The sequence below is a fragment of the Blautia sp. Marseille-P3201T genome, from assembly GCF_900120295.1.
In the GTDB taxonomy this organism is placed as follows: Bacteria; Bacillota; Clostridia; order Lachnospirales; family Lachnospiraceae; genus Blautia.
Genome location: NZ_LT635468.1, coordinates 201,333 through 213,347 on the forward strand (window position 1 = coordinate 201,333; position 12,015 = coordinate 213,347).

The 12,015-nt window shown below is 39.7% G+C and carries 11 protein-coding genes and 1 pseudogene; all 12 read right to left on the reverse strand.

The features are described from left to right. Nucleotides 1–27 precede the first annotated feature (27 nt). Nucleotides 28–1,947, reverse strand: coding sequence for a tetracycline resistance ribosomal protection protein Tet(O) (gene tet(O) / locus BQ7352_RS03945; RefSeq protein WP_072447158.1), 1,920 nt, complete (start codon nt 1,945–1,947; stop codon nt 28–30). A gap of 366 nt (nt 1,948–2,313) precedes the next feature. Next, on the reverse strand, nt 2,314–2,688 hold the full coding sequence (locus tag BQ7352_RS03950) for a TnpV protein (RefSeq protein ID WP_001129922.1): 375 nt from the start codon (nt 2,686–2,688) through the stop codon (nt 2,314–2,316). 51 nt (nt 2,689–2,739) lie between these two features. Then, nucleotides 2,740–3,126: a relaxase/mobilization nuclease domain-containing protein gene (locus BQ7352_RS03955; RefSeq protein ID WP_002860781.1), complete on the reverse strand. Its 387-nt coding sequence runs from the start codon at nt 3,124–3,126 to the stop codon at nt 2,740–2,742. Next, a complete protein-coding gene (locus tag BQ7352_RS15135) occupies nt 3,087–3,179 on the reverse strand; it encodes a hypothetical protein (RefSeq protein ID WP_231307149.1) in 93 nt (30 codons plus the stop codon). Before BQ7352_RS15135 ends, BQ7352_RS03955 begins: the two co-directional genes overlap by 40 nt. A 145-nt stretch (nt 3,180–3,324) precedes the next feature. Further along, nucleotides 3,325–3,498, reverse strand: a complete 174-nt coding sequence (locus BQ7352_RS03965) for a transposon-encoded TnpW family protein (protein ID WP_227222457.1) — start codon at nt 3,496–3,498, stop codon at nt 3,325–3,327. Between the two features lie 434 nt (nt 3,499–3,932). Further along, nucleotides 3,933–5,342 carry a DNA primase family protein gene (locus BQ7352_RS03970; RefSeq protein ID WP_227222458.1) on the reverse strand — a complete coding sequence of 470 codons (1,410 nt, stop codon included), beginning with the start codon at nt 5,340–5,342 and terminating at the stop codon, nt 3,933–3,935. Then, the gene (locus tag BQ7352_RS03975) at nt 5,272–5,907 is read right to left on the reverse strand and encodes a CHC2 zinc finger domain-containing protein (protein WP_072447161.1); all 636 of its coding nucleotides are present in this window, start codon (nt 5,905–5,907) and stop codon (nt 5,272–5,274) included. Before BQ7352_RS03975 ends, BQ7352_RS03970 begins: the two co-directional genes overlap by 71 nt. A gap of 66 nt (nt 5,908–5,973) precedes the next feature. Next, nucleotides 5,974–7,395, reverse strand: a complete 1,422-nt coding sequence (locus BQ7352_RS03980) for a serine/arginine repetitive matrix protein 2 (protein WP_072447163.1) — start codon at nt 7,393–7,395, stop codon at nt 5,974–5,976. 504 nt (nt 7,396–7,899) lie between these two features. Beyond that, nucleotides 7,900–9,783: a recombinase family protein gene (locus BQ7352_RS03985; protein ID WP_072447165.1), complete on the reverse strand. Its 1,884-nt coding sequence runs from the start codon at nt 9,781–9,783 to the stop codon at nt 7,900–7,902. A gap of 412 nt (nt 9,784–10,195) precedes the next feature. Continuing rightward, nucleotides 10,196–11,200: pseudogene (locus BQ7352_RS03990) on the reverse strand (type IV secretory system conjugative DNA transfer family protein); the annotation flags it as partial. Next, a complete protein-coding gene (locus tag BQ7352_RS03995; RefSeq protein ID WP_072447168.1) occupies nt 11,197–11,760 on the reverse strand; it encodes a PcfB family protein in 564 nt (187 codons plus the stop codon). The pseudogene BQ7352_RS03990 and the gene BQ7352_RS03995, both read right to left, overlap by 4 nt. Then, nucleotides 11,761–11,952 (reverse strand): hypothetical protein, encoded by a 192-nt coding sequence (locus BQ7352_RS04000; RefSeq protein ID WP_009268908.1) that lies wholly within the window; start codon nt 11,950–11,952, stop codon nt 11,761–11,763. Nucleotides 11,953–12,015 lie beyond the last annotated feature (63 nt).

Here is a 12,015-nt window from a genome sequence, read left to right on the forward strand (position 1 = left end):
CTCATTTTATATGACTTTTGCAAGCTGTTAAGCTAACTTGTGGAACATATGCCGAACCTTATCTATACGGCTATTCGGGCGGCGGGGTTGGCAAATAAATTTACCAATAGCTGGCTGGTATCCTTTTAACTCTGTCAAGCAGACTCCCTGCCCATTTGTGAAATAAGTTAAATCGTTCCTGTATTCTTGAATACATCTAGCAGGGATTTCTCCTTTCAGAATGACCTCGTCATTCTTTATCTGAGTACTTACAATATCTGCACAATACCTTGGAGCATCATGATACGCCCGTGAGAGATATTCCTGCGGTGCATAAATTTCAAAGTGGAGATATGGCTCTAATAGTTCTGTCCCTGCTTTTTTTAAAGCCTGCTCCAATACGATAGGGGAAAGCAGCCGAAAGTCTGCGGGGGTACTTACAGGACTATAATACAATCCATATTCAAAACAGATTTTACAGTCTGTCACTTTCCATCCATACAGCCCCTGCTCGCAGCCATAAAGAACCCCCTCCATAACCGCATTTTGGAACGATTGATTTAAATATCCAAGTGAAACTCTGCTTTCATACTGCACTCCGCTTCCAATAGGGAGCGGCTCTATGGACAACCCGACAGAAGCCCAGAAAGGATTTGGCGGGACTTCTATGTGGATGGTATATTCTGCTTTTCTAAGCGGTCTTTCCATATATATAACAGTAGGCTCTTTTATTTCTGCCTCCACATGATATTTTTCCTCAAGGATGGCACAAATGACTTCCATCTGCACATTCCCCAAAAAAGAAAGTATAATCTCATGCGTTGTAGTATCCACATAATATTTTAAAAGAGGGTCGCAATCTGAAATTTCTGTAAGTGCCCCAAGCAATATTTCCCGCTGTTCAGATTTCTTTACTGCAATCGTTGTTTGGAGCATAGGGAGAGGATTTTCAATAAATTTTCTCTGCGGCAACAGTATTTCGTTCCCCAAAATACTGTTTAGCTGCAAAACATCATTTGGTAAAATTACAATATCACCAGAGCAGGCTGTATCGGATGAATATAATTCACCGTTTGTCGGAACATACATCTCTGTGATTTTTATTTTCTCTTTTTCAGATATTCTAATAACATCCCTCAAATGCAATGTTCCGCTATATATACGCACATAAACAAAACGCCGCCTTTTCTCTGAATATTCAATCTTAAAAACCTGCCCGCATAGTTCAGATTGACCTTCAGGCGTTGATGAATAAAATTTACTGGCAATTACTTCTATAAGCTGCCGAATCCCCAGATTGTTTTTAGCGCTTCCGTGATAAACGGGAAATAACGTTCCGTTTTGGAATCTCCTGTTTTCTTCCTGTTCCAGTTCTGACATTTTAAACGGTTTCCCTGACATATATTTCTCTAATAGTTCATCGTTTCCCATAATTACCGCATCCCACTGTTCCATATCGTCATTGTCCGTTACATTTATATGGGGATGCTGCCCAACCTTTTGCTTCACTATAATTTCCGAAGAAAGCTTTGCTTTCATTTCCCGATATACCATTGGCAAATCAATCCCCTCCTGGTCAATTTTATTGATGAAAAAAATTGTCGGAATCTTCATTATCTGTAGTGCATGAAACAGTATACGGGTCTGTGCCTGTATGCCATCCTTTGCAGAAACTAATAATACTGCTCCGTCTAATACGGATAAAGAACGGTATACTTCCGCCAAAAAATCCATATGGCCTGGCGTATCTATAATGTTGACTTTTACATCCTCCCACTGAAAAGATGTCACTGCTGTCTGGATAGTGATTCCCCTTTGACGCTCCAAATTCATTGTATCTGTCCTTGTTGTGCCTTCATCTACGCTCCCTAGTTCTGCAATTGCACCACTGGTATACAATAAACTTTCCGTTAATGTTGTCTTTCCTGCGTCAACGTGAGCCAGAATGCCTAAGTTAATTATTTTCATGTGATTTTCCTCCTATCAACACCCAAAAAAGGGCATAAAAATACCCAGTGATAAATACTCCTATCACTGGGTAAATAACTCCAATAGCCCCAAAACACTTATATGTTTTCGGGCATATAAAATTACATGATAAAAGTATTCTTAAACTGGGTACAAAAAACTAAGCCCCATATTAAAAGTGAAACGGGACTGCTACTTTTTGTTCCCACTATCAAATTGACAGTTTATTTAAGAATACCTTGCCGCATATTTATTAACTCCTTGTATAATACTGAATCTAATTATATTCCTTAACCCTTTATTTGTCAAGCTGACAAACTAAAGCAGAAAAAGCGGCAGGATTTCCCCCTGCCACTAATCATCTGTTTATGCAAAAATAATTTCCTTTTCCACAATCTCCCTCGCACAAGCCCTTATGTTATTGAGGCATCCTGTCCATTCTAAGGCGTTTTCTGCCTTTAGCTGTTCCGTTATGCCCTGTGCCTGTTTCATACCCTCTATGAGCCTTTCAAAGCGTTCCTGTGCCTGTCTGTTGATGTCGGCAAGGTAGGCGTTTAGCCTGCCGCTTGTAAGAAGATTGGTGTATGTAACTTTACGGTACTGTTTTAGATAATCTAAATGCCGTTGCCCCCAGATGCCTATTGCCTGTTCTTCTTCGGCGGGTACAGTTAAGCACGGTATCAAATAATCCCCTTGCCTTTCGTATTTGCCGCCCAGTTCCTCAAATAATGATTTTGCCATTGTCTGTTACCTCCACATTCTTTTTTATTTTGAATGTCCGCAAAATCCGTCCTACATCCATTGGAGCTTATGACCGTTCTCATAATTTACGGAATTGACAATAAAGTGCGTGTGTATATGCCCCTTGTCTATATGCGTGGCTATCAGAACTTCATGCCCTTTCCATGCCTTTGTATGCTCTGCCAGCTCGACAGCGTTCTTGTGAGCCTGCTCCGGGGTTATTTCCTCGTCCTCATGGTAGGATTGCACATAATGCTTATAGGTTCTTCCGTCCGTCTTGCCCCACAGCTCCTTTGTGGCTTGCATTTCCTCCTTGACCGTCTCCGGCTCACAATGCAGACCGCTGACAAGCTTCTCCTCTGTCTTTTCTTTTTTCGTCACATAATCTATTGCGTGCCCTATGCCCGCCTTTGAAGATACCGCCTTAATGACTGCCATACTTTGTTCAGCTCCTCTCCATGCTTCCGCACTTCCGCTTCACTCGGCAACATTCCCCCCTCATTACACCTCTTTGCTATTTGGTTGAGGTTGTTCCCTATCCGTTTCAGTTCCGGGATAAGTTCTTTGATACCGTCCGTATTCTAATTTGTTACTCGCATGATATCATATTTTTTCTTTAATTACATCCCCCTAATTTTAATACACTGCCATTCGGCTTGCTTCTGTAACTAGCATCCGGTTAATTTTCTCCTGCATTGTTTCCGTTGCATCTTCATTGAAATGATAACGAACAACATAGACCGTCTGTCCTATTTTCTTTGTAAATATGTTTTTCTCTGTTTTTGTATTCATCATTTTTTCCATAATCATTTTTTTCCTTTCCTTTTGGATCCCGGCGAAGAGCCATTCCATTTGTCTCTGTCAGGACATTATTATTTAAACTCGGCTCAAAATAAGCACTTGCAGTTTCATAGGCTACCTATATATAGGCTTCTCTTTTATGCTTACAAAAATCCTTGTGATCACAGCACTTTTTTACCATAGAAGGCATTTTTTATATGCTTATATCTTGTTATACTGAGAAGCCCGACAAGGAGTAGGCACTTAAAGGTTATTCTCAGGCCCTTTATAGGCATTAAATAGGCACTTAAAAATACCTGTTTCTCCAGTGTTTATCATACTTTAGGCACTTAGGCACTTCATTTTTAAAATTAATAAGAAAAAAACATATACTTATAAAACCCATATATTTAAGCAGAATATATTTTAGGCTTTTCTAGTGCCTAATGCCTTTTCCAGCCAGATCAATAATTGACATCTTTCGTCCTCACCTTGACATGGATCCCACGAAATCCTCGGCAAAAACGACCATTTCCTACCGAGATATTCTTGTCATAAGTCATTCCATAATCAGATGACCGTTCCTTAAATCTCCTTGCAAAGGATCTTTCGCTTACGGGTACATCCAAGTTATCATTGCACCATCTGCAATAAGCAATATATAAATCTTTTGACGTAGCATGAGTGCCTTTTTCCAGTCTGATATATCCGGTTGATTCCAGGAACGATAGGATATTGTCATCATCCTCCTGCATTTCATCCATCAATAATTGGGATTTATTACTGATAGTAAACTGATAATCATTACGAATCAGTCTCTCTAATCCCTCAATACACCATAAAACTATGCCTTCCACTTCCTCCATCATCTTATCTGCCAAATAGGGATCATTGATTCTATCTGGCGGTACATCTTTTGTTTCCAGAATAATCTGACGTCTGTAAAAACCTTTACTCCTGTCAAAAAGCGACTTCAATGTACCATTTCCAAATGCCAGTATTCTGCAAACAAGCAGTCCCTGATAGCTTTGTTGGTTTTTTTTCTCTAAGTCCATTTCATCCTCAGCTGTAACAATTGCTTTAATCACATTAGTTGATGGTAATGCTTCTGTTTTCATATCATCATCCAAATACAACAGCTTGCCTTCCTGATCGGCTCTGGCAAACTTGTCGGTTTCCAGTTTCTGAAGACTTCCTGAATTCATGTTATGACCAAATATTCTTTTTAAAATTCTGCCAATACGGCTTTTACCTTCACCACCTTTTCCGATAATCAGCAGCATCTTCTGACCTCTATTGCTGGGAATGAGACAATATCCCATAAACTCCTGCAGGCAGACAATATCATCCTCTTCGAGCAATCCATCCAGGAATGCTAGCCATTTTTTTGGTTTAGATGCATCCTTGTTATAATTAACCGTCAATCGGTTTTGCGTCCATTCTTTCCGATTGATGAACTTCTGATTTACAAAATAGGTTCCATTCCTAAAATGAACCCGATCTTCTTTTATGGGAAGCGGATCTGAACGGGTGTACATCTTAAATCCATTTAAAATAGCCGTTACTTTAGATGAAATCCCGCTGGTCCAATAATGTTCAATAATATCCAGAATCTCTTTCTCCATTTCATCATTTGGAATTGAACGGTCTATATCATACAAGATTCCATTGATACACTTAATTTCATGTTGCTGTAGAATTGTCTGATACAGAAGGATTTCATTGATATGCTTGCCATCGAACCAGATTGGCAGTTCCATTTTGGATAAATTCTTTTCCACCTGTGTCTCTTCGGTTACTTCTTCAACTTTTTGTAATGCTTCCAGACGTGCAACCAGGTCGTCTGGAAGATTCTTCCTTAATTCGTTGCTCAATGCTCTTCACCTCCTCCTGACAGTCCAAAATCAATCTTGCACGATCTTCTAGTGAACCACTAAGAAGCACATCCATCTTGTATTCAATAAGTGTGTATTTTTCCATTGCTTCAACAAATAACGGATGCCAATCATCATCTTCAATTCTGGGAGCATAATCAACCTTCCATTTCTTTAAAAGATGGTAGTAGTCACTGTATACTCGAAAAAAACGAATCTGTTGTTCGTGAAAGAATTGATCCAGTGTCTGTTTCTTTTGTTTTGATTTTGGGTAATCTTTCGTCTTGTTATAGCTTTGGTATTTTTCATAAGGTACAGAAAAATCTTCTGCCAGTTTTTCAGCTGAGTCTTTTACAGAAAGATTGAAATATTTGGCAACAAAATCAATCACATCTCCATCTGCCTGACAGGCAAAACAATGATATCTTTTATCAAGCTTCATACTCGGATTCTTGTCTGGGTGAAACGGGCAGACGGCCATTCCATTTCGTCCTACTTTGATTCCATAATATTCTGCAGCACTTCTTGCAGTAACAGCTTCCTTTACAGCTTCAAATAATTTCATACCTGCTCCTTTCCGAGAAAATAAAAAGCACTCCCATTGATTCAATAACAAATACAACGGAATGCTCTATATCTCTAAATCACTAGAACGTGACTCTCCTTTATTCAATTTTCTTCTCTCTGCCTCTTCTCTCTGGATTTTTGCTACATTCTGTGCAAGTCTTTCCCTGATAGATGGCTTCACTTCCTTTTTGATTTCTTCTACAACAGTTTTTTTCTTCTCTGGCTGTTTTAACTGGTTGGTGATCCGTATGACCACTTTCTCCATTGCTGTTTCTATTTTTCTTATCAGACCATCCAGTCTTTTTATTGCATAATCCTTTTCTCTTTTGGAAGCCTTGTGTTTCGGATCCTGAATCCACTTTTTAGAATCTTCTGCCAGGCGAATATCATCTCTTCTAGTAGCCAACATTGCTTCTTTTGCAACTTTCTCTACTGCCTTGTCGTATGCTCCACTGGATACTTCGTCAAGTAAAGTTTCCACATCTTCAATACGGACTGTAAGCTGTTGCAATTCCTCTCTCTGTTCTTCAATCAGATCACCCTGCTTGAAAATACGGTCGGAATTATTAGCGAATTCTATATCCTGCTGTTTTATTTTTTCTTCCTGAGACCGAATAATTTCTTCGTTTGCACGAACATGACTTGACTGTTTTGCAAGCTCCAAACGATTTTCGTTTACCTTATCAATCTGCAAAAGGATTGTTTCCTTCTGATCCGCAATTTCTTCTTTCTGCTTCATGCGGATATAATCTTGTTTTTCCAGATATTTCCGTCCACCATATGATGGTTCTTCATCAAGTTCCAATCCATGCCGTTTACAGATATCTAAAAACATTGTCCGACAGGCAGAATCAAAAACAACCTTGCGGTTATTTGTCTTTGATCTCTTCTTTTCCGAATTTGGAAGTTCAAATCCAAGTTCCTTCAACGCTGCTTCCTGCTTCGGCTCAATCTCTCCATATTGGTTTGTAGCATCGAAAACATGACGCTCATGGATATGAGGCGTTGCTTCGTCCATATGCAGTGACCAGTCGATGATATGCACATTAGAACCAAACCGTTCATCGAACTCTTTCTTAAATTCATCAAAAACTAAAACCAGCAGTTCCACAGAAGCGTGTTCATCTATCGTCCCAAGCTGATAGATACTTTCTTCCGGACAGGTCTTTTTGTTTTTCCAAACATCTTCTACTTCTTTGCATCTGTCGGGGTGTCTGGCTTTCACATGTCTTTCATTTTGCTTCATAACGTAATTTCCATAATGCTCTTCATAGAATGCCAACTCAATTTGTTCAAAAGAAAAATTATCCTCTTTTCTCTGATCTTCCATTGTGGTATATCCCTGATAACAGTCCCAGTAAATATTTTGTCGAACTCTTTCATTGTCGATATGCTCACTGTGTTCTGGATTAAATCTTCGATCATTGTGAAGTGGATTATAAACTCCATTTTTCCCAGACCTACCGTTATGCCTTGTTCCTTTCATTTCACATTTTTCCTTTCTTTTAAGTTGTTTTCCCGAAGGGATTGCAGCGAAGCTGCTAAAAGGCTCTGTCGCTGTTACAGATAGTACCCAGTACCATATGGCGAAACGCCATATCACTGGGCAATGGCTGCCGCCCTTAACCTGCTAAGGGCTTTGCCCCTTAACCCCAGCAAGGTGTTGCCACCCTTTGCATTCCTGGCACAAAGGACTTCCAGCCCTCTGCACTCCCGGCAGACAAAACGAAACTCCTGCCGCTGTCCCTTCGGCATGTTCTCCGTTCTGTCTATTTTTCAAAAATCCTCTATTTCGGATTTTGTAAAATAAAAAAGCCGACGCAATTTCAACCTCATACAAAAGTCCAAATACATCGGCTCAATCCTTTGACCTGATCGGTCTTTATTCATTTTTCTGACTGGCTCATACAGTCCATTTTTAATAATGAGCAAAACAAAAGGCACTAATCCAGACCGTTACTGTCATCATGAATGATTCTTTCTAATTTGTTCATGCTGATGCAACTCCTTTCTTTGGTTCTGTAGGTGGAAGCAATGATACTGGAACGAACACACCTTTTGCAATATCTTCCTGACGGATTCCCTCTTTTTTTGCGTCCATCGCCGCTTTCTTTTTGGCTTTCGTACGTTCATAGTATTCTTGCTGCTTGCCATTTGCTTTTCTTTTCAAGTAATTCTGATGAAGCCTGTCTTTTCTGGCTTCCCGCTTCTTCATTTCTTCAATTTCTTCTAGTGTCATTTCTACCTCACCGAAATGTGGAGGTAAATATTTTCCAATGAAATTGAAATAGATTTCCACTTCCTGTGTTGTTTCAATGCTTCCTTTTCGATCACGCTCATGAACCACAATCTTTTCAACAAATTCGTTCAGCATATAAGTAGTCAATTCATCAAAGTTTTGGTATTTATCAACCAGAGCAATAAACTTCTCCGCCGATCTGCGACCTTCTTCATAGCCTGATAATTCAGCTTCCATATCTGCAATTTCTGCCGACAAATCTTTCTGTTCTTTAGAATACTGTCCGTCAAGAATCGCATAGCGTTTATCTGGCAGTTTTCCAAGAATATTGTCCTCATAAATTCTACAAATCAGTTTTTCCAGTTCCTGCACACGCTTTTTTGCTTCTGCTAATCTGCTTTTCAATCTCGTAATCTCACTGGACTGCTGTGAAGTCTGTGCCTTTTTTACTGTTTCCAAAAATTCTTCACGATTCAATTGTGAATACTCTGCAATAGCCCTTAACAGTTCCTTAATGAGTTCTAAAACCACATCAGCATTAATTCTGTGCTGTGTCCGGCAGAGTGTCCCAACCGGAACTTTAGAATATGCAGAACAAGTATATTGTGGTACTCGCTTGCCATTATTTACCCGGTGGACATACATTTTGGAACCACAATCTGCACAGTACATCAGACCTGTCAGTGGGTGGGCTTCTCCCCATCCATCTGGATATCGTTTCACATTGCTTCGAATTCGCTGAACATTATCAAAAGTTTCCTGATCTATGATTGCTTCCTGTGTATTTTCAAATACCGTCCAGTTATCCTCAGATACATAATGGCTTTTCTTATCCTTGAAATGCTTTCTGGTTTTGAAGTTCACTGTATGACCAAGATACTCCCTTTTCTTCAGAATACCTGCGACGGTAGAAGAGCCCCATCCATAAGGATCTTTTATTTCTTCTACTCTGCCTTTCCATAATCCAGCATCTTTCTTTGCCATATGAACAGCTGGTATCTCAACCTTATCCTCTTTCAGCGCCCTGGCAATCTGATATGGTCCGTATCCATCCATTGTCATGTGAAAGATTCTCCGTACAACTGCAGCTGCTTCTTCATCAACAATCCATATATTCGGATCATCCTTGTCTTTCAGATATCCATACGGTGTTGTGCTTGCCACATGCTTGCCGGATTTTCCTTTAGCCTTGAAAGTAGATTTTATCTTTTTACTGGTATCCCTTGCATACCATTCATTCATGATATTTCGGAATGGAGTAAAATCATCGTCCTCCCGGAAGCTGTCTACGTTCTCGTTGACTGCAATCAGGCGGACATTCTTCTGTCGCAGCAATTCCATATACTGTCCGACTTTCAGATAATCTCTTCCCATTCGGCTCATATCTTTAATCAGGATCGTTCCGACTTTCCCCGATTCCACTTCTTTCATCATGGCAAGGAAACCTGGACGATCAAATCTGGTACCCGATATACCATCATCAGTAAAATGAACAAGATTGGTAAATCCATGTTCTTTTGCATATTGTTCTAATAATTTCTTCTGGTTTGAAATACTGTTGGATTCTCCGTTTAATTCATCATCACGACTAAGACGTTCATACAACGCTGTCAAGAATCCCTGTTTCTCTGTCATAGTCAGATGTCCTCCTTCCTTCGTTTATTGATTTCCTGTTCTCATCCCATATCCGTTCCTGTACCGGGTTCTGATGTTTCCGGGACGTATTAACCATAAAAGACATGCTGAATGCCTATTCAACTCTGGTATCACTATGGGCAGGCTGTTTCGTTTTCAAGGTTCGTGTAAGAAGTAAAAAAGTTCCTTACACTAATCGAAATGCTCAGAGGTCTTTTTACAGGCTCTTATTGCAATTTTTTTGATTTTGTGCCAACTTTTTAAAGTTCCTTACACAATCTCTTTACTGACGAAACAAAATACGGACATATTTTGAATTTTTACAAAATACAATTTTGTTCTTTAAGGTAAAAAAATAAGCCTCAAGAGACTTTTTAATCATTTTGGAGCTCCAACTCTTTAAAATTAATTGATTAAGAAGTCTCTTCAAACTTACTACACCGGCAGCCAGCTTATATTTTCGATATTGTCTGACTGCAAAGTGTTCCGGATTATCCGCCTCCAATTCTTCAAACAGTTCATCGACCGCATTCTTAAATTCTTCATCTTCTTCTCTCGTTTCACTGGCATTGATGAATTCCAAAAGAGTAGAAAAGTTCTGTTCTTCTTCCGGCGCTTCATACCAAATATAACCGATCAGAGCAGAATACAGAAGGCGTTCCGCTTTCACCCAGAAATCTTCCGTAGATTTTTCTCCTTCCCCCTTCGTATTTGCTATGATGGTATTCACAAGTTTGAGGATATCTTTTTCACTACGGATGTAATGGAATGGATTATAGTGCATCGACTTTTTGAAATTGATCGTATTCAGCACCTTGATCCGATATCCTCCATTTACTAGCATCTTTCCACATTCTACGATGATCGTTCCCTTTGGATCTGTCACCACATAGGATACATGATCTGTCATTTGCATAAGTTGAGGCTTTACATAAAACCTTGTTTTTCCAGAACCTGATCCTCCGATCACAATCACATTCTTGTTTCTGGCATATTTAGGAGCTTTCGGTCTGCTATTCATCGTAAGCCGTTCTGTTTCGGTCAGAATGATATTGTTCTCAAATACCGGATCTTCAAATGGTTCGATATCTTTCCGATTTCCCCACCGGGCTGATCCATACTCCTCTCCATGCCGGAACTTCTTTGCATTCTTCGCTTTATAATACAAGACGATTCTAAAAATAAGTGCTACGATCACACCTCCCAGCAAATCTTGTAGATAAAAGCTCGGAAACCAGTTGGTAAATGCCAATGGGAAATTCATCAGCATCACACCGATTTTTTCAATCATGCTATTTCCCATACAATGACGATAAAGCCAAAAGCATTTATCTGCAAGATAGAAGATGATCAGATACGGAATGCTTAATATCACCACTCTCTTCATCTGGATATTCTGCATCTTTTCCCGGATCATCGTTCCTGTCCTCTGACTTTCTGTCTTGTTTTTACTCTCTGACGTTGTTTTGCTTTTCTCTCCTTTGTCTTCTGTAGTTTCTTTCGGACAGAAGGTTTTTTCTTTTTAGACTGATCCAGCTCTATACCTGCATATTCTTTAAAAGCAGCCGTCATCACATCCACATCTTTCGATTTAAAAAATACCAGATACAACGGCGGTTCCACACGGGAATCCTTTTTCAGACTATAATCAATCCCATATTTTCGGGCTACCCGGTCAAAAGACTTGATATTTTGATCTGTAATCTGGATATTTGTAAGCTGTGCTCCCTGTGCGATCAGTTGCTTTATCGTCTGCTTTCCATGAGGCTTTTTCATCTCCTGTCGTTTTCTTTCTTTTTCTCTGCCCTTTTCCTGTGCTTTCCCCGTTTTGACAGCCTGTTTTACCTGTACTCGCTTCTGTTTCTGTCTGTTCATTCCATCCAGAAATTTTCTCATAGATGCCTTTAACACACCGGTACTCATCCGGGTTGTCTGGACACACAGAGCTATGATTTTTTCATTCACTTCATCCTGCAATTAACCACTTCCTTTCTTTCCTTGATCCTTTGTGGGAAGCAAATAATAGCACTGCTTCTCAATGCATCCCTTTTTTCTTCCTTCCCACCAATAACAATATTTACAAGACCAGGGTTTTTCTTCACTGTATTTTCTCCCCGGCATTGCTGCATTTGGTTCCACGATCAGGTTCTTGTCTCTTCTCCTGTCCATCCTCATGTTCCTCCTTACAAAAAAGCGTTCACAGATTCCCTCAGGTTTCCATGAACGCTTTCC

Excerpts from the sequence above, each read along its gene's own strand:
- BQ7352_RS03975 (WP_072447161.1), bottom strand. The coding sequence starts at position 5,907 with ATGAAATTATTTGAAGCTGTAAAGGAAGCTGTTACTGCAAGAAGTGCT.
- BQ7352_RS03965 (WP_227222457.1), bottom strand. The coding sequence starts at position 3,498 with ATGATTATGGAAAAAATGATGAATACAAAAACAGAGAAAAACATATTT.
- BQ7352_RS03955 (WP_002860781.1), bottom strand. The coding sequence starts at position 3,126 with ATGGCAGTCATTAAGGCGGTATCTTCAAAGGCGGGCATAGGGCACGCA.
- BQ7352_RS03950 (WP_001129922.1), bottom strand. The coding sequence starts at position 2,688 with ATGGCAAAATCATTATTTGAGGAACTGGGCGGCAAATACGAAAGGCAA.
- BQ7352_RS04000 (WP_009268908.1), bottom strand. The coding sequence starts at position 11,952 with ATGGACAGGAGAAGAGACAAGAACCTGATCGTGGAACCAAATGCAGCA.
- BQ7352_RS15135 (WP_231307149.1), bottom strand. The coding sequence starts at position 3,179 with ATGTTGCCGAGTGAAGCGGAAGTGCGGAAGCATGGAGAGGAGCTGAAC.
- BQ7352_RS03985 (WP_072447165.1), bottom strand. The coding sequence starts at position 9,783 with ATGACAGAGAAACAGGGATTCTTGACAGCGTTGTATGAACGTCTTAGT.
- BQ7352_RS03980 (WP_072447163.1), bottom strand. The coding sequence starts at position 7,395 with ATGAAAGGAACAAGGCATAACGGTAGGTCTGGGAAAAATGGAGTTTAT.